The following is a 20,835-nucleotide window of genomic DNA, read 5'->3' as shown; positions in this document are numbered from 1 at the left end:
TTCCTGCAGGGCGCACATCAGCTCCAGCGTACAGGTGCGGTGCCAGGGTTCGTCGGTCAGCGACAGCAGCAGTGCCGCCAGCTCCAGCACCATCGCCGTGGCGTCGCGCACGTCGTCCTCGGGGGCGTCCGCATCCAGCAGGCGGACGTCATACAGCAGCGCGTCCCAGGCCGTCTGGCACCGGTATTCCGCGTCGTCGGGGGCTTCCTTCAGCCCGTCCAGCAGGTCGGCCACCAGCACCATCACCTCCTCGGGCGACAGCCTGAACGACCGCCTCCGCCCTCCGTCGTGCCGGGCCACGTCGGCCACCAGCCGGTAGAGCACGTCGTCCTCAAACCGCATGTCTATGCATTCTCTTTCTTCGTTTGTCAGTCTGTGTTTCATTGTCGTATTCTTTTGTCAGTTCGCGAATGTTGTCCAGTGTCTCCAGCAGCGTATAGGTGAGCGTGCCTCCATCGTCGCTCCCCATGGCATACTGGCCGTTGATGAAGTCGGTCAGCGTGTCCTCCTCGATGTCGAACAGGGCATGCACGCGCTCGCCGTAGCGGTACACGCCCATCCGATGGAAGTGCACGCTGATCTGGTAGCCGTTGTTGCAGCAGAGCGACACCATCTGTGCCAGGTCCTGGCGTGTGCGTTCCAGCGTCAGCGTCCCTTTTCGGGTGGCCTCCATCTTGTACGAGCTGCGTGCCGCCCCCATTGCCGACGAGAGCGAACGCAGGAAGCGCAGGTGGTCTATCATGGAGGGCGGCGCGTCCACGGGTCCGCCGCGGTCGGGGTCGGGAAAGTCGAACACCACCCGCTTCACCCGTTCGTCCTTCTTGCGCATCTGTTCCTCCACCGTGTTCCAGAAGTCCTTCACGCGCATCTTGGCGCGGATTTCGATGGTCAGCCCCACAGGGGCCAGCAGGGCGTGGAGCGACTCCTGCAGGATATTCCGCACCTTGTCGGGGTCGCCGTCGAAGGCCCCGCCCGCTCGATGGCCATCTGCGCCACGCCGGGCCGGTTGTCTATGATGACGCGGCAGAAAGGCTTCGACACCTCCCTGCGCTCCTGGTACTTGTCCCAGATGCTGACCTGCGTCAGGTTGCACACGTGCAGCAAAGCCACGCCCTGCCTCACCTTCAGAATGTCGTTGGGATAGACGGCCGTCTCGCCGTTCTTCTTCGTCCGATACAGATTGAGCCGAGCTGCGTCCAGCAGCCTGTCCAGATATTCCTGCGGGTTCTCGCCCACACACTCCCCGTCTTTGAAAAGCTCCTGCTGGTCCGCCCGGACCAGCTCGAATTTGTAGATGGCAAATTTCATAATCGTAGTTTTGCAGTAGATTAAGGTTACTCCATTTTTTTAGCGTTTCGCTCTGCAAAGATAATACAAGTTTTCAGAAATCACACCCCTTTCCCCACAAATCTGAGAGAAAACATTCCGGCCCGTTCCATGACAGATGACAGATGACAGTTTCTGAAAATCGATGCGGGAGAATTAGTAATTATAGTTTATATTATATATATATATTTATATATATAATATAAAAGTTGTAAGCGCGCTCTCAAAACTGAAATTCGGAAACTGTCATCTGTCATCTGTCATGAAAATCGGGCGGTCCGTGTTCCGTGACAGATGACAGATGACAGTTTTGTTTTATCCATTTCGCCCGGCAGGCAAAAACACCTCCCCGAAAGGCGTCCGATGCACATCGGCACACAAAGCGATGCTTTCCGCGCGCGAAAATGCCGTTTTCATTCCTGTAAATCAGCGTGTTAGTTTTATTAACACAATTTTCCGATTTTATTAACAGATTTTTGCATAAAACCGATACCCTGTTTTTGGCGATACGTGGGAAAGCGCTTATCTTTGCCTTCGTAAATGAAGAACGAAGAATGAAGAATGAAGAATTTGCCTGCGGCCGGAGCAAGATCATTTTCAATTCTCAATTCTCAATTATCAATTAATTAAGCACAATTTAAAACAACAAAGCTATGTCAACAATCGGAACATTGAAGTACAGACGTTATCAGGCCAAGTCGCCTCAGAACCCCGACGCACCCGCCAAGTGGTACGCCCGCGCCGTGCAGGACCGCACGGTGGAATTCGAAGACTTCGTCACCCACATTTCTGAACACAACTCGCCCTACTCCCGCGGCGTCATCCACGGCGTGCTCATCGACATGCTGTCGTGCCTCAAGGAGCTGGTGCTCGACGGCAAGTCCGTCCGCCTGGGCGACCTGGGCCTGTTCTCCGTGGGCATCTCCTCGAAGGGCGCCGACACGGCCGACGCCTGGGACACCAGCCTCATCACGGGCGTCCACCTGAACGTGCGCAACACCAAGACCTGGAGCAACAGCGAGCTGCGCAAGTCCACGCGCGTCACCGAGCTGGCCGTCTACACCGCCGGCGGCACGCTGACCGACGACGGCACGGAACCCGAGCCCGGCGGTAGCGGCAGTGACGGCGACGACCAGGAAGGAAGCCCGCTGTAAATTGAAAATGGAGACTATTCCTTAGTGTAAATATTAAAGGAGGTTTTGAGCGAAGCTAATTGAAAATGGAAAATGAAGAATGCGGCCGAACTTAATTTTCAATTTTCAATTCTCAACTTTCAATTAAATTTTCAATTCTCAATTTTCAATTCTCAATTAACGAAGATTTTCAATTCTCAATTAAAGAAATGGACAAGAAAACAATTTGGAAAACCATCATCCAGACGCTGGTCACCATCCTGACCGCCATTGGAACCACGCTGGGCGTCACCAGCTGCATGATGTAGCCCTGCGCTGCATGCCGACAACACAGACACTAAATGAAACACCCGCTGCCTCAGAGAATGAGGGGCGGGTGATTCACATGAGCGTATTATTAATTAAACTAATCAGCACTGATAACCATCTTACTGATATTCAATGGTTCAGGCAAAACTTGTTCGCCATTGGGAGATTTACCTGTCACAAATATTTTTTTCCAAAATTCATAGTTATTCTTACCGCCAAAAATGGTACTCGACAATTCTTTACTCTTCCATAATGGCAACAGAGATAGGTTTACAATAAAATTCTCAATATTCCGCCACAGGTTAGTGGGGAATTTTCGTTGAAACAGGTCATGTCCATCTCCTACAAACATTCCCTCACTTATCAGATAATACTGACTGATGACATCTTTCACTAAGCCCAACCATACATACATTATTTCTTCCTTCAGCATACGATAGGCTACGACATGATTCCAATCTGGCTCTTCCCCTTTCTGTATCTTATTTTCTATTTGATTGGTACCCTTATCCAAATCAAATTTTCCAATTACAATTTTATCAGCTATAATGTTCATCAACTTCACAATTTGTTCCACCTCAAGGTAACGAGGATTAAGTCCTTCTTCAGAGCGATAATCCAATGTTGTACTTAAAGCATCCTGACTGATGAAGAAAGAAAAGAATGTCTTCTCTATCGAAGAATAGGACAAAGGCTTATCTTTTGCCTTACCACCCATTTCAATATAGGGTACAAGTTTATTCTGCTCATGACGAATGATGCGCGTACGAACGGCATCAAGAATATATTTCTTGATTTCTCTCGACTCTCCACTGTAGAAATTTATCAAATCTTTTTCTGAAAAAGACAAGCAGTCTTCAGAGAGTTCCTTCGCCATTTGATATCGTTTGACACGTTCAAAATAAATGGTACTTCCCAAATTACGCTGTACTGACTTGTCAAAAGCCACTTGTTTCAGTTTGGAACCAGCATTTAGATTACTTTTCCTCAACTTGTCAATGTCAGGGTCAATAAATACACGAACCGGTATTTCCTTGACGCCCAACATGATTTGAGCAGCCGCCTTGTGTTGCCCGTCAAACAGCTTGACACAACTTTCCTTATCATCCGCAATCTGTATATATCCTAAAGAAACATGCAGCTGGGGATTTCCTTTATAAAATTCCTCAATCAAATTGAATACATTTGGACCGATGGCACGCGGATTGATTGTCGCATCATGATTGATGAATTCAATCGGAAAGTTGCAGAAGAAATAGCGTTCTTTTGCCAATGCATCGGTATAAACAGGTACGGTAATTATTTCAGGATGCCCCAGTGCAGAAAATGTAAAGCTAATGGATGTCCCATTGTCTTTAAAAATAAGATTCAATGGTTCATTACCGCAAACATCCATCAAGACATCAGCCAAATTAGGAAGTTCACGTCCTTGCGCTTTCAGTTTTTCCTGAAGATTGCGATAGTTCCATTCAATGCGGGCGAGGTTCAAATCCTTGGCCTGTTTGGAACGATTGGCACTACTAAATGTGATGGCCAGATTACTTTCATCGTCCTTACCACCTGCCTGTAAAGGTATCACATGATCAATGTCAATATCATTTTTATGGAGATCCAAATCTATTTCCTTCCCACAAATGAAACATTTATGCTTTTGTATCTCCCATAGTTTTCTAATAAGTTCCTCTCTTTGTGTCGAGGTCAGTCTACTTAAATAGAGTGAATGTGCCATGCTTATATCTATTTATAGCTATTAACTATTGTTATTATTACTCGCTCAAATCTATCAACTGCTGTATATTCTTGTCATAGGCCACAGGCTTGCCGCTGACGATGTACATCACCGCCTGCTCTATCACAGGGAAGGGCACCACAAACCATTCCTTGGGACGCTTTCCATCGACGGTCACTTGCAGCTGCACGCCGTCGAAGAGCTTATGTATCAGCGATTCAAAAACAGAGCTTTTCACGTTGTACACCCGCCAGGTAGCTACCGTTTCCACGTCGGCACACAAGTAGGTGGGCTCGTTTTTGGCATTGGCTATGCGAGCCTCCAGCGGTGTGGTTGTGAAACCTATCTTATACAGGTTGGGGATAGACTTTATTTCAGGGTCTTTCGACAACGAGCGGAGGACATAAATCAAGCCGCTTTCCACATCGTTGGAGGTGACGGAGAAATGTTTTTTCAGGTAGTCTTCCTCCACAGCCGACAGGTCTTGTACCGTATAGCCTGTGCGATACAGGTTCTTGCAAAGCGTCTGCATGTAGATGCCCGACTCCATTCCGTTTTCGTAAATGCAGCGGGTACGGCTGTTGTTTCGGCCGTGCCTGTTTTTTTCTATCTGGTCCATACCTGCTATATATACCAGTATGCCGTCTTCCACAAAATATCGGCCAGGTGCCACATGGGCTTCCTTGAACCTGATCAAACGATATTTGCCCGACTTCAGGCCGGCATGTACCGCCTTGAAACCCGCTTCGAACGAGCCGAAATCCTCGCACTTCACCCGCTGGGCCACGTAATCGGCCTCCCGCCTTTCTTCCAGCTTCCGCTTCATATAGTCGGGCAAGTCGAACAGACTGCCACCTGCCTGCCCTACGTCATCCAGAAGCGGGTCGGCAAAGATAGCCTCCAGCTGCTGTTCAGGCGTCTGCACAGACAGGCCATAGGCAGATGGAGGTTCGGAAACCACCTGGCCGCCTGCGTCGTCCAACAGTCCTACGCTGTCATAAGGACGGCAACGCTCTCTCTTCGCAGGGTCGTCCAGAATGCCTTTCAGCTGGTTGTAGAGGCTGCGCTCTTCGCGGTCGGCATCGCCCTGCGGGCGACGCCCGTTGGCCTCTACAAACTCCACAATACGCTGAAAGCCGGCTATCAGACGGTCGCTGGAAGTTGTCTTCTTTGGGGGAGCAGTGACATCGGCCAAAAGAGGATCATTGAAAATTTTCTCCAGTTCTTTATCCCAGTTTATCATTGTTTCTTCGCAAGTGATTGTTGTTTCAGTTTACGCAAATATTCAATGGCCATTGCAATGCGCCGGCCGTTGGCGTCGGCCTCGTTGAGCGTCGGCACTTTATTGTCGTGCTCTTCCCTCCACTTGGGCAGGTACTTGGTGAACAGCACGATGGCTTCTTCGCGGGTCATTTCTTCGCGCTGTGACTCTATCTCGTATTGGATGGTGTGCAACACCTCGGGCGTCAGCGATTTGGACAATATCTCGTAGGCACGCTGGAAGGGGTTGATGGAGTCTATCAGGTTGATGGACAAATGGTCCAGATTGACAAAACGGTTGGCCAGACGGATGAACTTGTTGCCGCTGTCGTCCGTCGTAATGTCCTGTCCCTGCGTGGCTATAGTCAGGATGGCGTGTTTGGCTACCTGGTCCACCTCTTCCTCCGTCAGATTATGGTATTTCTCGGCAATGATTTTGGGGATATACACCTGCGTAATGACTTCGGCCATATCTGTGCCAAGGATGGCTTCGCGGATGCGCTTGTCCGATAGCGTGGTGGCTATCAGCGTGTCGAGGTCGTTGTCGATGATGGCCTGTGCCCGTTCGGTAGGCGTGGGCAGTCCTTCTACCTCGATGGTATGCCTGCGGTCGGTTCCTCTCGTCAGGCTTTCGTCTGCCGCCTCGTCGGGGGCATCTTCATCCCGCCTGGTCTTGAACGTCCAGCGGGGCGCCATGACCTGCTCCATCAGCAGGGAGGCCGAAATGGCTTTCAGAAAGTCGTTGACGGCCATCGTGACGTCTTCCTGTGCGGCGTCGGGGCAAGGTATCAGGTTGATGAACTGCGCATGCGTCTTGCCCTCACAGTCGCGCGTACAGCGTCCTATAATCTGTACGATTTCGGTCAGCGACGAACGTATGCCGATGGTGATGCAGCATTCGCACCACGCCCAGTCGAAACCTTCCTTGGCTGTGCCGAGTGCTATCAGAATGTCGAGCGCGTCGCGCGAATTCATACGTTGCAGGTAGGCCTGAAGGGCATCCCTGCGCAAAGGATTGTCCTCTACCAGGTCGCCTACCTTTAGGATACGCCCGTCGGGGGTCTGTACATGGTAGATGTGGTGTTCGTAATCCGTTTCCACAATCTCTCCTATACAACGGATGATGTCGGCCGCCTCGTCGTACTTCGATGCATAAGCCGTTTTGGAGTTCACATTGGGGATGTGTATCAGTGTCTTTTTCGTTGTATCGAGTGTTTCGGGCATTGCCGTGATATACTTGCCTGTAAAGAACTGGTAGCCGATGCCCAGACTCTTCAGGTACTTGTATCCGCTGAGCTGTTGGTAGTAGTTGTAGTTGATGGTGGGTTGGAACCTGGCTTCGTCTTCGGGCCGCATCACAGGAATGGCATCCCCACGGAAATAACTGCCCGTCATGGCCAATATGTGTGCCGACGTTTCGTTGAGCAGTCGGCGTATCAGTTCGCCCAAATTATTATTGGCATCGGCCGAGGTGTGATGGAATTCGTCGATGCCAAAGAATACCTCGTCCAACCACTCGTTGGGAATATCCTTTAGGGCATTGCGCAGGGTGCTGTGCGTGCACACCAATATTTGTGTCTTGTTTTCAGGGTGCAGGAACTCACCCAGCACTTTGCGTTTGGACGTTTCCGATCCCAGCGAGTCGCACAGGTTGTAGTAAGGCACCACCTTCCAGTCGGCAAAGAAACCATAGTCCTTCAGATTCGTGTTTCTGAACGAACGGCCGATGGATTTTTCAGGCACGGCGACGACAACCTTTCTGATGCCTTGGTTCGCCAGTTTGTCGAGGGCCACAAACATCATGGCACGGCTCTTGCCCGATGCGGGCGGGGCTTTCACCAGCAAATAGGGCCGCTGACGCTGTTCGTACACCATGGCCTGCATTTCGCGCATACCCAGTTCGTTTGTCGCGCTCGATTGCCCTGTCTGGGCGTATTCTATGTTGACAAGGTTATTTATTCCCATATTCGTTTCCTTCCTGTTTCAATTCGTCTGTAAATTCCTGATAGAGGGCAACTGGTCCGTAGTGCCACAGCTTGGTGGTTTCGTCGGCCAGCCTTTTGTAGGTGTCCGAATGATAAAAACGGCGCATGGCCTCAATGATCGTAACGTGGTGTTCGTGCGCATAGATTTGCGCCACGCGACTGACTTTACTGGGCAGCAGCAGATACAGGTTCTTGTTGGTAATGTCCAGATTCATAGGCTGACCTCCTTGGCATTAATCTTTTCGCCTATTTCCTCCATCAGCCACTGGTGGCCTTGCGTGTGCAGCACCTCGAAATTATCCTCCAGATAGGGCAGCACTTCGTATCGGTCGAACAGGGAGACTACTTCGTCCCCATTCAACCGATGCTTCTTTCCATACTGCTCGATGCAGAAAGAAAGAAAATAGGCGATATCGAGTTCTTTGTCTTTCATACTTTTATGTTTTAGATGTGCTAAATATACAAATTATTTATTATATAATTTCCTCAGATAGTTAATAAAAGCACATCCTGTCACCAAAACAAAGATAGCCTCGTCTATAGTAGGTTCCTCTTTTTGATTTATCCATGCATGCCGTATCCCCGTATTAGGTTGATTGGTATACTGATATAACGAAGACATTGAACTTTTAATTTGAGGATGTAAATTATCGAATTTTTTAAAGGCATCATCAAGTGTCTTTGTGTTTGTAACCTTACGAGCAATTACTTCAACAGCACTTATCGCTTCTTTAATAGCATTACGAGTACTTAATTGGGGATTACTCGGAGACATCAATTTTAGACATTCTGACAAATGAGTGATGACATTACTATCCGCTGATTCTAATGTTTCATTTATAGTAGATAACTCACTTTCTGAAGTGGTTTCAATGAAAACGTCATTAATAATCCTATACGCATAATTAAGCCTCTTAAATTCCCAATTCATTTTTTCAATGAATTTATTTAATGCAGATTGGCTCTTCGCATGTTCCTGATTAAGTTTAGAGTTACAAAGCTGTTTTCTATGATATGCTATAATCCATTCTATAGCGTCAATACGTTTATGCCATATTTCTTTTTCATTATTGATAAAGTACATGTAATATGGAATATATTGGTCTATATTATCTAATCGGTAATTTAGAAAATATCGGGCAAAATCACGATTCATTTCTCTACGAAAAACTAATGAGAATTCATCCTTATCATATAATTCAATAAAAGCATTCGAGACAGCATTTAAAATTGCTCCTGATAAATCTTCACGTATGATTACATTAGACGGTTTTGTATATCCGTATCTCTGAGAAAATGGTATATTCATTTCTTCGTCATTTTAGCATACAACTTAAACAAACACTCCAAACGCTCTTCATCCGAAGAGAAAGGCTCTGGACGATAGCAACGTTCCACAGCCAGGTCGAGGCGATGATGTACTTCTTTCAAGGCTTCGGGCATGGTTTCAGGATTGTATTGCTCGCCCAGCGTCATGTCGAAATGCTGGTCGCGCACGTCCAATACTTCTTGCGCCAACTTCTCCAACTCTGCTTTCTGCGCTTCATTGATAGCAGGGAAAGGAAAGGTGTTGTAGCATAGCTGGGCAGAATAACGATAATCTGTCTTCAATCGTCCTCCTACTGTTTTTACCCAAGCCATGTGCATCTTACTGGTGAGAATGCCGAAGAGCCAAAGAGGGGCGTCATAGATAGCAAAAGCTGAATCTGCAACTACAGTTCCCGCATCTAAATATCCTATTGGAATATATTCACGACGTTCGGAGGAAACACGAGGAATAATGATACATTCGCTTAACTCAGGGTGCTCACGAAACTGGTGGGCCCGTTGAGCTAATTTTTGTGCTCCTTCATCACGACTGTTTAAGCGCATCTGCTTAACATTTTCTATACGAGATGCTATTTCTTGGATTTCAAGTGCTTCAGTAAGTTTTTCATCATCAATCCATAAACAAAATCTATCCTTGCCATTAATATATTCCTCAGAACCTATAAATTTTCTTATAAAATATTCTTGATTAGGATGATTATTCAAAAATAGATCTTTCTCATAAGTAGATAAGATCAAATTACCACCATCAACAGCTTTCACTCCATAATCCATTATAGGGAAGCATGAAATAGGTTTACTTAAAGGATATATAATTTCATTGGGGAACTCAATAAGATAAGGATTGATATTATTTACCAGCCTGATGTTATTATCCCCATAAATTTTCTTCTTTAAAGGATTATTGGATATTCCAATGATGCTCACAGTTACCCCTGCATTATTTTTAGCATTATTCTTCCATTTAAAAGATTTATACGCAAATGAAATTGACAAACCATCTTTTAATAATAAAGGCCATAATATTGAAACTTGTTGACCTTGGGAAATTGAATTCGTTGTAACAAAAGCAAAAGATGCATTTGTCTTTTTGCAATAACATGCACCTTTATAAAACCATGATGAAATATAATCAAGAGATTTCCATCCCGCACAAACATCGTTAAAAACAAAATTCATATCATTTTTGTGGGATTCTTCCTGCAAACTTTTCCCTAAATACGGTGGATTCCCCATCACATAAACCTCTTCCTCCGCCGTATGCGGACAAACTTTTTCCCAATCCAGCCGACACGCATTGCCACAAACAATGTGCCCGCTGGGGCGTAAAGGCAGGGCGTTGGGGCGAACTTTGAAAATCGTTTCAAACTTGATATTCATCTGATGCTCGGCCAGCCAAAGAGAAAGGGTAGCCGTGTCGCAAGCGAAATCGTCTATCTCGATGCCATAGAATTGTTGCAGGTTGATGTTCGACATGGGGAGTTCGGGCTCGCCCCATTCGCGCAAAACCTGCCAAATCTTGATTTCAAGTTCGCGCACACATTTGTAGGAAACAATCAGAAAATTGCCGCTTCCGCAGGCAGGGTCGAAGAATTTGATTTTTCCCAAACGAACCAGCAGCTTGCGCAGGCGCCTGATGTCTTTTGTACCCTTGGCCACCTCAAACTCCTCGTTCAGTTCATCCAAAAACAGTGGGCAGATGAGTTTCATGATATTGGGCACGGAGGTGTAGTGCATGCCCAGCCCTGCACGCATTTCGGGCGTAACGACGGCCTGTATCATCGAGCCGAAAATGTCGGGGTTGATGTCTTTCCAGTCGAAGTCGCCACACTTGATCATCAATACACGGGCGCGGCGGCTCAACACAGGGATGGGCAGCCGTTGTTCGAACAGACCGCCATTGACGTAAGGGAAAATGGCGAACTGTTTCGGAAGTGTGTCGAGCACGGCAGGATTATCGGTGGACATGGCCAAGAAAGCACGGTCGATGAACTCGGCCAGGTCGTGGCCGTCTTCGGCTGTGTGCTGCCTGATGGAGTTGGTGAAAAGCTGGGGTTCAGGGAAGAGCCGGGTATCTTCGGCAAAGAAACAGAAGAGCAGGCGCGACATGAAGATGTTGAGGTTGTGCATCTCCGTCTTGTCCTTGATGTCGTTGTGGCGGCGTATTTCGTCGAAGATTTTGGCCATCAGTTCGGCCGACTTCACATCGGCTTCCGCCTCTTCGACATTGCGTATCTTCTCGATGCCGGCCAAGGGATAGAAAAATTCGAAGTCTTTCCACATCAGGGCTACTTCATTCTCATAGATGTCCTGTTCCTTGGGGTCGGCAGCGACAATCGTTTTTCCATCGCTCACTACATAGAGGCGGGGCGTCTGCTTGACGATGCGTGCATCTGTCTGCATATCCTTGATTTCGTCGTGAAAGTCGAACAGTCCTTTAGGACGATAGGCAATGAGGTTGGGTATCAGGATGGTGCGTCCGTCTTTTGCCTTGTTGCCCACTCCTTCGCGAATGCGGCGTATATTGCCCTCACCATACCCGCAAAAGATGCTCAACAAGTGGTACACCAGTTCTTCGCCCGAGGGATGGGATTCGTTCAGCTTCTCCAGCGCATCCTGCGCCTCGATATGGGAAAAAGATTTCGTTTTCTTGGCCATGCTTTAAAATTGTAAGATTTTCACCTGAATAGTTATGTTTCACAAAGGTAAAGAAAAATGTGATAGTCCATAATTTTTCCCATAAATTCTTACCCTATAAAGTTTGGGAAAACACATATAGGTGCATTGGAAACACATATTGGTTCTTAATTGCTTCTTCTAATAATTGGCAAAAAAGAAGCAACTATCCGAAAAAAACGGATAGTTCGGCAGAGAAAGACAGGAAGAGCTCCGCGCCATGACAGATGACAATTACAGTTAACTAAAAATGAAAAGACGAACGGAATGGGCATCGCAGCCCCACGCAAAAAAAGAACGCCTCCCGATTCTTGCAATCAAGAGGCGTCTCTACACAAAAGCTGTGTACTCGAAGCGGGTACAGTACCCTTATTTTAAGGGAAAACAAAAGAATAACAAGTGAATATAAATAGCTGATTTACAATAATATTTAGAGAATTATATTTTCACTTGATTTCATAAAAAGATATATATTTTGCCGTTTTTGGCTACCCTTTGGCTACCCAGAATAAAATAAATAACTATATTTGCAATCAAAGGAAATAAAGAGCAAATAAGTTATGGCAGCAAAGAAAGAAATAAGATCTGATAATACCTATATCATTAGCACAGATGATACAGATAATCCCAAATTAGGGGCAAAGATTTTATCAGATGGCAGGGAAAGCCTTTTTTTAGACTACTATTTGGGTTACAGAATGGTCTATGATGAGGCTAAGGATAAAGAAGTAGCGAGAAAAGAGCGTAAAAGGGAGGCTTTGAAGCTGTATCTATGGCAAGCCCCCAGAACTCCACTTGAAAGACAGCAGAACAAAGAAACGCTACAACTTGCAAAGGAGATAAGACATGAACGAGAACAGGAACTGAAGGACGGCACATTGGGTTACAGACTAAAGGCAAAGGAGGTGAATTTCTTTGATTTCATACAAGCCTACTATGATGAATACACCAAAGGAGACAAACGTATGATTAAAGCCGCTCAGAAACGGTTTACTGATTTCATTGCTTTAGAATATCCACTATACAAAAACAACATTTCCCCAGAAAAGATAACCCCCGACATGATGGAACACTTTGTAGAATATCTGCAAAGCATTAGCAAAGGCGAGGGAGCTTTGACACATTGGAAGCGATGGAAAAAGATAGTCAAAGCGGCTGTAAAGAAAGACATTCTAAGGAAAAATCCCTGTGAGGATATAGTTTGCAAGGCTGATGAGGAAGCACTAAAGAAAGATATACTTTCAATAGAAGAAATGCAACAGCTTATAGCCACAACCTACAAAGGGCAGAACCCAGAAACAAGGCGGGCTTTTATCTTTACCTTGTACACAGGCATAAGATTTTGTGATATTAAAGATTTGACCTTTACCAACGTGGACTATTCAAACAGGGTACTAACATTCAACCAGAAGAAAACACAGGGACACAGTAGCAAAAGCTATGTGAATATACCCTTAAATGATGGCTTATTGGCATTGATTGGTACAGTCTCAACAGATAACCCAGGTGAAAAGATATTCAAGCTACCAAGCCAAGAAATGTGCCTTAAAGCCCTAAGACATTGGACGGCAAAGGCTGGAATAACCAAACACATAACGTGGCATTGTGGGCGACATTCATTTGCCGTGAATATCCTTAATAATGGGGCTAACATAAAGACCGTAGCAAGCCTGTTAGGACACAGTAGCATACAGCATACAGAGAAATACACACGGGCGGTTGATAGTCTTAAAGAGGCTGCAATAAACAGTTTGCCAAAACTCAACATTTAACGCTATGGGGAAAAGTGAAATGTTTGAAATTATAAGAAAGGCAGGATTACTATTAAGGGAGCATAGATTGTTTTTAGACAATGATTATATGCCAGATTTATACAGCAACGCCATTTTGAAAGATGAAAAATTTCAAATGGCTTTAATAACAGAGATAGGAAATATAATCACTTCTATAAAGCAAGCATGTAACTATATTGTAGATACAAACGATGATATAGGAGCTTTAAAAATAGTTGAATTAGAGGATGATGTAAAAGCACTATTGCACTGTAACAAATCAGATTTTACAAGTGATAATAGATTAAAATATTTTATGGCTATTACTCCCCTTGTCAATAATATAAGGTTTGTAAAGACATTTTTTAAGGAATATTGCAATAAAGAACTTAAAAGCGGTAACATCACATTACCAAGTGAATTAGATACAGAACGAGCCAAAGCATTACTACAAAGTGCTATACAAAACAAGTTATGTGATAACAACTACAAATGGCTTAAAACAAAATCATTGTTAGCTTACTTTGCCGACAAAGCAAGTGAATATTTAAATTTAGATAAAGGCGAGTATGACGGCAAAGCAAAAACAAGTTGGAAGCCTTTTGAAACCCTGTTTAATATAAAAGGGCTATCTGGAGCAAAAAATGACTACCAAAAAACAGGAACTTTACCCGATGGTTATAAAAAAGTAGATGAATTATTTGAGTAGCCGATAATTACAAGCATTACACCCCTATATGTGCCTTATGTGGGTACCATATAGGGGCTTTTTGTTTCCTTTACCCTCTACCTTTGCCCTTGTAGTCAGATGGATAGCGAGTGCAAGACTATTCTAAAAGATTACAACGGGCAAAGACGGGTGAGCCTTGCACCTCTACCCAGAAGCCCAGACCTCTAATAATGGAAATATGACAGAGGAATTAAAACAGATAGCCGACCTTGTAACGGCAAACACAATCTTTTGCACTAAAGAAGTGCTAACGAGCGATGAGGCAGCAAAGTATATGGGAGTATCCAAAAGCTACCTCTACAAACTGACAATGAGGCAGCAGATACCACACTTTAAGCCGATGGGGAAAATGTGCTATTTCAACCGTCAGGAGTTAGAACAATGGTTGCAAAGCAACCGAGTAGCAACCAACACAGAAATAGAGCAACAAGCACAGGCTTTTTGCATGAAGAAAGGAGGTAGGTTATGATACTCACAGACTACTATCGATTTGAAAAACTACCCAATCAAAAAAGTAAATTGAGAATAGATTGCACAGCCTCAACAAGTAGTTATGATCCATTAGAAGCATTGAGAAATAAAAGGGGTGATTTGTTTCTGTATATCGGTGATAATACCCACACCAAGGCAGGAAAGGAAAGAAAGGCAGACTTAGTATTATCAAGGACAATACACATAAGCAGCGTGTATAATCCAGATCTGAATTTGCCATATTGGTATGGAGATATGAAAGGAACAACAGACGCTTTTTTATTTGTTCACAAAAACACAGAGTTTATAAACGGAGAAATACAGGCAGGGGCGGTTATAGAATTATTTGTGGCACGTGGACAAAGAAACAACAGAAACCAACTTTATAACATTCTTGCAGATGATGGATTTGATGATGAAATGAACCATTTAAGAAAGCAGGTTACTAAAACAGTAACCGAGCTATAAAAATCGTGATTACTCTATACCAAACTGCATTATGTAATCAAGCCAGCAGCCGTTATGTATGATACTGTAAATTTTAGATTACTCAAGAGCGAGGCAGGCGGTGTGGATTTTCTTGCTGAAACGCCTTGCTATCTGGAGAATGTAGGAGAACATAACTACAACGGTGATATAGTGATAACGGGAAGCCTTAAGGGGCTTAAAATAAGCCTCAACAGATATCAAATAAAAATAAAAGACGGCAGTTTGTGTAAGTGGTATTTGGGCGATAATTTCCAGACGATGGGACGGGACGACACTCAAAGGGCAATAGAAAGCCTATCAGAAACTTTGCATGTTCCAATGAGTAAAGCCACCGTTACCCGTTTGGATATAGCTCAGAACTTTATTACAAGACACCCGCCAGAAGTTTATTTTAATCATTTGGGAATGTTGAAGTATGCAACCAGATTGCAAGAGCCTAACGGTGTATATTACAATCAGACAGGCGGGCGGTTGTGCTTTTATGACAAAAACAGGGAGCAAAAAAACAACAGAGAACCGATACCAGAACTGTATGAGGGCAGGAATGTACTAAGGTATGAACAAAGGTACACCAATAGAATAGCCTCACAGTTGAAAGTCGGTGAAGTAACGGGGGCAATGCTTTATGATGAGGCTTTTTATATTGACATATTAAACAGGTGGAAAGACAAATACAAGGATATCCAGAAAATAAACGATGTATCACTAAACTTTCAAGCGATGAAAAGCAAACAACAACTTTACAAAATGGGAGTGCTTTCTTTGATTGAAAAAGCAGGCGGGCAAATCCAGATGATAGAGCAAATAAAAGAAGCTCAAAAACGGGGTGAGTTAACCAAAAAGCAAGCCTTTGACTTAAGAGAAGCAATAAATGAAGCCTGTAAAATAAAAGATGGTTTAATCATTCCAAATGATGCAATACAGGAACTTGATAAGAAAGTAAGCGAGGCAGTGAAATTTTACCGATAGCACACGGTAAACACTCTATATTAAGCTGTTTTCTGTTACCAAATCAGTAACCCAATATCAAGGTTACTGATTTGGTGACAGAATTTTTATATAGAATTGCACACGATGAAGATGGATGTAATTGTAGGCTAAGTCTGGAAGATAGAGAGATGCAGGTTTCACATAGGAATGCCTCAACGATGTCAGTATATGATCTGCACAATATAACAAATCAGAAAGAATTTATTAACTTTGCAATACCTAAATGTATTAGCAGCCGTAACAAACGGTTGGATGAAGATATTTTGCCCTTTGTATGGTGGTGGAAGCGGAAACGCCCACGCGGCAACTAATACAGCCGAGGACACCTAAACAAAGGGCATTGTCTTTAAATGTATTAGAATTATGGAGAACAGAGAGATTTATTCTAAATGGGTGTACAAACTAAAGAAGCAGATCAGACAGCTAAAAGAAGAAAAAGAGGCAATTGATCAATCATGTTTGTTTTGGATGGAAGAAGCTAATAAGTATAGACAAAAGGTTGAGCATTTACAAAGGCAATGTGAAATGTATAAGAAAGACAAAAATGAATTATATTAAGATGGAAAGTAATGCAACATACTCATTGACAAAAATTTTAGAGAGGATATTATTAAAATGCACAAAAGCTGTTGAACAAGATTTGAGCTGAGGCTACATGTGTGTCAACATATAATAAGGGTAGGGGGATTATTTTTTGTAGCGGGATGATGATAAACCTCACCCCGCCCCGCTTTACATAAATTGCAAAATTTGGATTTTTTGGATAGATTTATAAAAAAAGCTTTTTGTGGTGACATACTAAGTTTAAAGCAATGAACGGGAATACAACGGGGAAACCAAAAGGTTTGCCCGTTTTTCTTTGTTGGTATAGCCTCATCTAAAACAGCCTTAAAAGTATGGGTAGTGTTGTTTTTGGCTACCCTTTGGCTACCCATAAAAATAAAATATCCTGTAAGTCAAAGACTTACAGGATATTCTTTGTACTCGAAGCGGGACTTGAACCCGCACAGCCGCAATGGCCAAGGGATTTTAAGTCCCTCGTGTCTACCGATTCCACCATTCGAGCATCCTTTGGAGCGGAAAACGAGACTCGAACTCGCGACCCCAACCTTGGCAAGGTTGTGCTCTACCAACTGAGCTATTTCCGCAAACTGTGTCCGAAAAAGGACGGGTGCAAAGATAAGCAGTTTCCGCTGGACGGCCAAACTTTTCAGACACATTTTTTTTACCACGACTAACTCAACGACCCAGCAGGGCTTTCTCGGCCTGCTCCATCGTGGAGAAGTTGAAACCCTCTACTACCTGGCGCATCAGCTGGGCGATGCGGTCGTTGCACAGGTTGCCGATGCTGCCTTCATGGGTGTGGTGCACTTCCTTGCAGGGGGTGAAGCGGCCGGCCTCGATGTCGAGACCCACCTTCTTGTAGGCGTCGCGGAAGGGCATGCCTTCGCGGGCCAGGCGGTTGACTTCCTCGACGCTGAAGATGAGCGAATAGCGGTCGTCGTCGAGGATGTGTTCGTTCACCTTGACCGCGTTCATGATGTAGGTGGTCATCTGCAGGCAGTCTTTCAGCTCCTGGAAGGCGGGCAGGAAGACTTCCTTGATGATCTGCAGGTCGCGGAAGTAGCCCGAGGGCAGGTTGTTGGCAATCATCATGATCTGCTGGGGCAGCGACTGGATCTTGTTGCACTTGGCGCGGGTCAGCTCGAAGACGTCGGGGTTCTTCTTGTGGGGCATGATGCTGGAGCCGGTGGTACACTCGTCGGGCAGCTTGATGAAGCCGAAGTTCTGGCTGTTGAACAGGCAGGCGTCGAAGGCCAGCTTGGAGAGGGTGCCGGCGATGGTGGCCAGGGCGAAGGCGACGTTGCGCTCCATCTTGCCGCGGCCCATCTGGGCGTAGACGACGTTGTAGTTCATGGAGTCGAAGCCCAGCAGGCGGGTGGTCATCGAGCGGTCGAGGGGGAAGGACGAGCCGTAGCCGGCGGCGGAGCCGAGGGGATTGCGGTTGCACATGCGGAAGGCGGCCTGCAGGAACATCATGTCGTCCACGAGGCTCTCGGCATAGGCGCCGAACCACAGGCCGAAGGACGAGGGCATGGCGATCTGCAGATGGGTGTAGCCGGGCATGAGGACGTCCTTGTAGCGCTCGCTCTGGCGGATGAGCACGTCGAAGAGCTGCTCGACGGCTAGGGCGATGTCCTTGATCTGCTCGCGGGTGAAGAGCTTGAGGTCGAGCAGCACCTGGTCGTTGCGCGAGCGGCCGCTGTGTATCTTCTTGCCCACGTCGCCCAGCTTGCGGGTGAGCATGAGCTCTACCTGCGAATGGACGTCCTCGACGCCGTCTTCAATGACGAACTCGCCCCGTTCGGCCAGGGCGTAGATCTGCTTCAGCTCGGCCAGGAGCTGCTCCAGCTCGGCGGCGGTGAGCAGGCCGATGCTCTGGAGCATGGTGATGTGGGCCATGGAGCCCAGCACGTCGTGCTTGGCCAAGTAGAGGTCCATTTCGCGGTCGCGCCCCACGGTGAAGCGCTCGATATCCTTGTTTACTTGTACTGATTTTTCCCAAAGTTTCTGTGCCATGTCACTATTTCCTCCACACAAATTGTTTTCAATCGTTATTCATATTGTATCAGGGCCAGCATGTCGGCCATCTTTTCCAGTCCTTCCTGCAGGGGCTTCTGCACCATCGCCTTCATGAAGGGGTTGAGCTCCATGCCGATGGTGAGCTTCATCTTGCACTCGGCCTCGCCCGTGGGCACGATCTGTATCCACAGATTGAAGGGCAGCGGCGAGGTGGTGGTGCCGAACTTGATGCACTTCTCGGGCTCGCGCTCCACGATCTCCAGGGTGATGGTCCCCACGGGAGGCACTTCGACACTGAGGCTGTCTGCCGTGAACGACAGGTTCTTCACCTTGTCTTCGGGCAGGCGGTCCTTGATTTTCTCCAGATTGCTCAAATCGGACAATTTGCCGTAAACGGCGCTTTGGGAGGCGGGAATCACCTTCACTCCACTCTCAAATTTCGTCATAATCTACTCAGTTCATTTTTAAGGCAAAAAAGAACTACCCGGGCAGGAGCTGTCCGAACAGTTCTTTTCTTACTATGGATTTACAAATCAAGATTCTTACTTTCCGGCGGCGTCCCAGTGTGCAGGGTCTTTTCTCCATTCGTCGAGCGTGGGGATGTCCTGCTCTTCGATATAACCCGTACGCACGGCCACGTCGAGAACGGCTTCGTAGTTGGTGAGCGTCACCAGGGGCACCTTGGCGTCCTTGAAGGCTTTCTCGGCAATGGGGAAGCCGTAGGTGTAGGAGGCTACCATGCCGATCACCTCGCAACCGTCGCGGCGGATGGCTTCAACGGCCTTCAGGCTGCTGCCGCCCGTCGAAATGAGGTCCTCGACCACCACTACCTTCATGCCCGGACGGAGCTCGCCTTCGATGAGGTTCTCCAGACCGTGGTCTTTCGGGGTGGAGCGGACATATACAAACGGCAGGTTCAGCGCGTCGGCCACCAGCGCGCCCTGAGGGATGGCTCCCGTGGCTACACCGGCAATGGCGTCGACCTGCCCGAAACGTTCGAGAATCAGTCGTGTTATTTCAATCTTTACAAAATTGCGGAGAGAAGGATAAGAAAGCGTCTTGCGGTTATCACAATAGAAAGGCGATTTCCAGCCCGAAGCCCAGGTGAAGGGATTGGCCGGTTGAATCTTTACTGCTTTAATTTTCAATAACTTCTCTGCGAACAACTTTTCTAAATTTCTCATAGCGGATTATTGTTTATAATCAAATATGGTACAAAAGTACGGAAACAGAATGAAAATAGAAAAAGAATGCTCGATATTTTTTTTCACGCCTCATTCATTTTCATCGGAGAGGTCGATGCAGCGACCGATGTCGTCCATCGAAAAGCCGCGCCCCAGGGCGAAGCGGACGAGCTTGGCGCGGGCTTCGTAGTCGTTGCGCGCGCGGAGGGTCTTCCGCTTCGAGGCAAGCAGGGCACGCAGGGACGAGAGGTAGGCGTCGGCGTCGACCACCTCGTCGAGCAGGGGGGCGTAGACCGACTCGGGGATGCGCTTGAGGCGCAGGGCCTGGCCGATCTTGACCTTGCCCCACCCGGCAAAAAGAGACTTGTCGCGGATGAAGGCGCGGCAGTAGCGCTCGTCGTCGACGAAACGCTCTTCTTCCAGACGGGCCACGATGCGGGCGGCCGCCTCGGCGGACAGCCCCCAGCGGAGAGCTTTCTCGCCAACTTCGGCCCGGCAATGCTCGGCCGACGAACACCAGGCCGCCAGGCGGCTCAGGGCTTCTTGTTCACTGATGGCTGCTTTCATGATTTTTCTGCGATAACGAAACGGGGGTTCTGCGAAAGGTCTTTTTCCACACGGACGTGGGTGTAGCCCAGGGACTGGAGCATGTCTGCCGTCTGGGGGCCATAGGCGCGGTTGATCTCAAAATAGAGCCGTCCGCCGCCGGCCAGCAGCTGCCGTCCCAGCGAGGCGATGCGGCGGTAGAAGCGCAGGGGGTCGTCGTCGGGCACGAAGAGGGCCAGCGAGGGTTCCCAGCGGAGGACGTTGGGCTCCATGTCGCGCCGCTCGGAGTCGGTGACGTAGGGCGGGTTGCTGACGATGACGTC

At 46.8% G+C, this 20,835-nt stretch carries 22 protein-coding genes, 2 tRNA genes and 1 pseudogene; 8 read left to right on the top strand and 17 right to left on the bottom strand.

What is annotated here, in order from left to right:
- The 3 genes from BQ7483_RS17280 to BQ7483_RS17270 all read right to left on the bottom strand — a co-directional run.
- Nucleotides 1–384 (bottom strand): hypothetical protein (locus tag BQ7483_RS17280; RefSeq protein ID WP_139247685.1); only part of this gene is annotated, 384 nt, incomplete at its 3' end.
- A complete protein-coding gene (locus BQ7483_RS17275) occupies nucleotides 332–943 on the bottom strand; it encodes a hypothetical protein (protein ID WP_139247684.1) in 612 nt (203 codons plus the stop codon). The genes BQ7483_RS17280 and BQ7483_RS17275, both read right to left, overlap by 53 nt.
- Nucleotides 889–1,308, bottom strand: coding sequence for a hypothetical protein (locus tag BQ7483_RS17270; RefSeq protein ID WP_072546741.1), 420 nt, complete (start codon nucleotides 1,306–1,308; stop codon nucleotides 889–891). Before BQ7483_RS17270 ends, BQ7483_RS17275 begins: the two co-directional genes overlap by 55 nt.
- A gap of 671 nt (nucleotides 1,309–1,979) precedes the next feature.
- Between BQ7483_RS17270 and BQ7483_RS17265 the strand changes: the two genes are divergently transcribed.
- Together BQ7483_RS17265 and BQ7483_RS17795 are read left to right on the top strand one after the other, a co-directional pair.
- Nucleotides 1,980–2,480, top strand: coding sequence for an HU family DNA-binding protein (locus BQ7483_RS17265; protein WP_072544937.1), 501 nt, complete (start codon nucleotides 1,980–1,982; stop codon nucleotides 2,478–2,480).
- A 188-nt stretch (nucleotides 2,481–2,668) separates the two neighbouring features.
- Nucleotides 2,669–2,767, top strand: coding sequence for a smalltalk protein (locus BQ7483_RS17795; protein WP_021846582.1), 99 nt, complete (start codon nucleotides 2,669–2,671; stop codon nucleotides 2,765–2,767).
- 98 nt (nucleotides 2,768–2,865) lie between these two features.
- Here the strand turns inward: BQ7483_RS17795 and BQ7483_RS17260 are convergent, their stop codons facing one another.
- From BQ7483_RS17260 to BQ7483_RS17230, 7 genes are read right to left on the bottom strand one after another with little or no spacing between them, the layout of a single operon-like run.
- On the bottom strand, nucleotides 2,866–4,497 hold the full coding sequence (locus BQ7483_RS17260) for an HNH endonuclease (protein ID WP_072546740.1): 1,632 nt from the start codon (nucleotides 4,495–4,497) through the stop codon (nucleotides 2,866–2,868).
- Between the two features lie 37 nt (nucleotides 4,498–4,534).
- Entirely contained in the window at nucleotides 4,535–5,740 is a 1,206-nt protein-coding gene (locus BQ7483_RS17255) for a GIY-YIG nuclease family protein (protein WP_072546739.1), read from the bottom strand.
- Entirely contained in the window at nucleotides 5,737–7,722 is a 1,986-nt protein-coding gene (locus tag BQ7483_RS17250; RefSeq protein ID WP_204246019.1) for a DEAD/DEAH box helicase, read from the bottom strand. Before BQ7483_RS17250 ends, BQ7483_RS17255 begins: the two co-directional genes overlap by 4 nt.
- Nucleotides 7,709–7,957 (bottom strand): hypothetical protein, encoded by a 249-nt coding sequence (locus tag BQ7483_RS17245; RefSeq protein ID WP_072546738.1) that lies wholly within the window; start codon nucleotides 7,955–7,957, stop codon nucleotides 7,709–7,711. Before BQ7483_RS17245 ends, BQ7483_RS17250 begins: the two co-directional genes overlap by 14 nt.
- Nucleotides 7,954–8,175 carry a DUF3791 domain-containing protein gene (locus BQ7483_RS17240; protein WP_072546737.1) on the bottom strand — a complete coding sequence of 74 codons (222 nt, stop codon included), beginning with the start codon at nucleotides 8,173–8,175 and terminating at the stop codon, nucleotides 7,954–7,956. Before BQ7483_RS17240 ends, BQ7483_RS17245 begins: the two co-directional genes overlap by 4 nt.
- 33 nt (nucleotides 8,176–8,208) lie before the next feature.
- Nucleotides 8,209–9,051: an AbiJ-NTD4 domain-containing protein gene (locus BQ7483_RS17235; RefSeq protein WP_072546736.1), complete on the bottom strand. Its 843-nt coding sequence runs from the start codon at nucleotides 9,049–9,051 to the stop codon at nucleotides 8,209–8,211.
- Nucleotides 9,048–11,729: a DNA methyltransferase gene (locus BQ7483_RS17230; RefSeq protein WP_072546735.1), complete on the bottom strand. Its 2,682-nt coding sequence runs from the start codon at nucleotides 11,727–11,729 to the stop codon at nucleotides 9,048–9,050. The genes BQ7483_RS17235 and BQ7483_RS17230 overlap by 4 nt, the downstream gene beginning before the upstream one ends.
- 578 nt (nucleotides 11,730–12,307) lie before the next feature.
- Here BQ7483_RS17230 and BQ7483_RS17225 point away from each other — a divergent pair.
- From BQ7483_RS17225 to BQ7483_RS17200, 6 genes are all read left to right on the top strand, one after another.
- Nucleotides 12,308–13,519, top strand: coding sequence for a site-specific integrase (locus tag BQ7483_RS17225; protein WP_072546734.1), 1,212 nt, complete (start codon nucleotides 12,308–12,310; stop codon nucleotides 13,517–13,519).
- Between the two features lie 4 nt (nucleotides 13,520–13,523).
- The gene (locus tag BQ7483_RS17220) at nucleotides 13,524–14,228 is read left to right on the top strand and encodes a hypothetical protein (protein ID WP_072546733.1); all 705 of its coding nucleotides are present in this window, start codon (nucleotides 13,524–13,526) and stop codon (nucleotides 14,226–14,228) included.
- A 199-nt stretch (nucleotides 14,229–14,427) separates the two neighbouring features.
- Entirely contained in the window at nucleotides 14,428–14,718 is a 291-nt protein-coding gene (locus tag BQ7483_RS17215; protein ID WP_072546797.1) for a helix-turn-helix domain-containing protein, read from the top strand.
- A complete protein-coding gene (locus BQ7483_RS17210; protein ID WP_072546732.1) occupies nucleotides 14,715–15,188 on the top strand; it encodes a hypothetical protein in 474 nt (157 codons plus the stop codon). Before BQ7483_RS17215 ends, BQ7483_RS17210 begins: the two co-directional genes overlap by 4 nt.
- Before the next feature lie 54 nt (nucleotides 15,189–15,242).
- Nucleotides 15,243–16,178, top strand: coding sequence for a phage/plasmid replication domain-containing protein (locus BQ7483_RS17205; RefSeq protein WP_072546731.1), 936 nt, complete (start codon nucleotides 15,243–15,245; stop codon nucleotides 16,176–16,178).
- A 384-nt stretch (nucleotides 16,179–16,562) separates the two neighbouring features.
- Nucleotides 16,563–16,757: a hypothetical protein gene (locus tag BQ7483_RS17200; RefSeq protein ID WP_072546730.1), complete on the top strand. Its 195-nt coding sequence runs from the start codon at nucleotides 16,563–16,565 to the stop codon at nucleotides 16,755–16,757.
- 423 nt (nucleotides 16,758–17,180) lie between these two features.
- On the opposite strand, the gene BQ7483_RS17195 is transcribed toward BQ7483_RS17200, so the two are convergent.
- The 7 genes and pseudogenes from BQ7483_RS17195 to BQ7483_RS17165 form a co-directional block, all read right to left on the bottom strand.
- Nucleotides 17,181–17,265 (bottom strand) — tRNA-Leu (locus tag BQ7483_RS17195).
- A gap of 6 nt (nucleotides 17,266–17,271) precedes the next feature.
- Nucleotides 17,272–17,347: transfer RNA gene (locus BQ7483_RS17190), tRNA-Gly, on the bottom strand.
- A gap of 91 nt (nucleotides 17,348–17,438) precedes the next feature.
- Nucleotides 17,439–18,779, bottom strand: coding sequence for an argininosuccinate lyase (argH, locus tag BQ7483_RS17185; protein WP_072546729.1), 1,341 nt, complete (start codon nucleotides 18,777–18,779; stop codon nucleotides 17,439–17,441).
- A 35-nt stretch (nucleotides 18,780–18,814) separates the two neighbouring features.
- Nucleotides 18,815–19,228 (bottom strand): SRPBCC family protein, encoded by a 414-nt coding sequence (locus tag BQ7483_RS17180; protein ID WP_072546728.1) that lies wholly within the window; start codon nucleotides 19,226–19,228, stop codon nucleotides 18,815–18,817.
- A 96-nt stretch (nucleotides 19,229–19,324) separates the two neighbouring features.
- Nucleotides 19,325–19,966, bottom strand: a complete 642-nt coding sequence (pyrE, locus tag BQ7483_RS17175) for an orotate phosphoribosyltransferase (protein ID WP_072546727.1) — start codon at nucleotides 19,964–19,966, stop codon at nucleotides 19,325–19,327.
- A 90-nt stretch (nucleotides 19,967–20,056) separates the two neighbouring features.
- Nucleotides 20,057–20,533 carry a regulatory protein RecX gene (locus BQ7483_RS17170; RefSeq protein WP_072546726.1) on the bottom strand — a complete coding sequence of 159 codons (477 nt, stop codon included), beginning with the start codon at nucleotides 20,531–20,533 and terminating at the stop codon, nucleotides 20,057–20,059.
- Nucleotides 20,530–20,835 (bottom strand): annotated as a pseudogene (locus BQ7483_RS17165) (peptide chain release factor N(5)-glutamine methyltransferase); the annotation flags it as partial. The gene BQ7483_RS17170 and the pseudogene BQ7483_RS17165, both read right to left, overlap by 4 nt.

Origin of the sequence: Mediterranea massiliensis, from assembly GCF_900128475.1 — a bacterium.
GTDB classification, from domain to species: Bacteria; Bacteroidota; Bacteroidia; order Bacteroidales; family Bacteroidaceae; genus Bacteroides; species Bacteroides massiliensis_E.
This window is presented reverse-complemented; position numbering and strand designations above follow the sequence as displayed.

Bases quoted from the DNA above. Each gene is read 5' to 3' on its own strand.
- BQ7483_RS17270 (WP_072546741.1), bottom strand. From the start codon at position 1,308: ATGAAATTTGCCATCTACAAATTCGAGCTGGTCCGGGCGGACCAGCAG.
- BQ7483_RS17265 (WP_072544937.1), top strand. From the start codon at position 1,980: ATGTCAACAATCGGAACATTGAAGTACAGACGTTATCAGGCCAAGTCG.
- BQ7483_RS17795 (WP_021846582.1), top strand. From the start codon at position 2,669: ATGGACAAGAAAACAATTTGGAAAACCATCATCCAGACGCTGGTCACC.
- BQ7483_RS17260 (WP_072546740.1), bottom strand. From the start codon at position 4,497: ATGGCACATTCACTCTATTTAAGTAGACTGACCTCGACACAAAGAGAG.
- BQ7483_RS17255 (WP_072546739.1), bottom strand. From the start codon at position 5,740: ATGATAAACTGGGATAAAGAACTGGAGAAAATTTTCAATGATCCTCTT.
- BQ7483_RS17250 (WP_204246019.1), bottom strand. From the start codon at position 7,722: ATGGGAATAAATAACCTTGTCAACATAGAATACGCCCAGACAGGGCAA.
- BQ7483_RS17245 (WP_072546738.1), bottom strand. From the start codon at position 7,957: ATGAATCTGGACATTACCAACAAGAACCTGTATCTGCTGCTGCCCAGT.
- BQ7483_RS17240 (WP_072546737.1), bottom strand. From the start codon at position 8,175: ATGAAAGACAAAGAACTCGATATCGCCTATTTTCTTTCTTTCTGCATC.
- BQ7483_RS17235 (WP_072546736.1), bottom strand. From the start codon at position 9,051: ATGAATATACCATTTTCTCAGAGATACGGATATACAAAACCGTCTAAT.
- BQ7483_RS17230 (WP_072546735.1), bottom strand. From the start codon at position 11,729: ATGGCCAAGAAAACGAAATCTTTTTCCCATATCGAGGCGCAGGATGCG.
- BQ7483_RS17225 (WP_072546734.1), top strand. From the start codon at position 12,308: ATGGCAGCAAAGAAAGAAATAAGATCTGATAATACCTATATCATTAGC.
- BQ7483_RS17220 (WP_072546733.1), top strand. From the start codon at position 13,524: ATGGGGAAAAGTGAAATGTTTGAAATTATAAGAAAGGCAGGATTACTA.
- BQ7483_RS17215 (WP_072546797.1), top strand. From the start codon at position 14,428: ATGACAGAGGAATTAAAACAGATAGCCGACCTTGTAACGGCAAACACA.
- BQ7483_RS17210 (WP_072546732.1), top strand. From the start codon at position 14,715: ATGATACTCACAGACTACTATCGATTTGAAAAACTACCCAATCAAAAA.
- BQ7483_RS17205 (WP_072546731.1), top strand. From the start codon at position 15,243: ATGTATGATACTGTAAATTTTAGATTACTCAAGAGCGAGGCAGGCGGT.
- BQ7483_RS17200 (WP_072546730.1), top strand. From the start codon at position 16,563: ATGGAGAACAGAGAGATTTATTCTAAATGGGTGTACAAACTAAAGAAG.
- argH (WP_072546729.1), bottom strand. From the start codon at position 18,779: ATGGCACAGAAACTTTGGGAAAAATCAGTACAAGTAAACAAGGATATC.
- BQ7483_RS17180 (WP_072546728.1), bottom strand. From the start codon at position 19,228: ATGACGAAATTTGAGAGTGGAGTGAAGGTGATTCCCGCCTCCCAAAGC.
- pyrE (WP_072546727.1), bottom strand. From the start codon at position 19,966: ATGAGAAATTTAGAAAAGTTGTTCGCAGAGAAGTTATTGAAAATTAAA.
- BQ7483_RS17170 (WP_072546726.1), bottom strand. From the start codon at position 20,533: ATGAAAGCAGCCATCAGTGAACAAGAAGCCCTGAGCCGCCTGGCGGCC.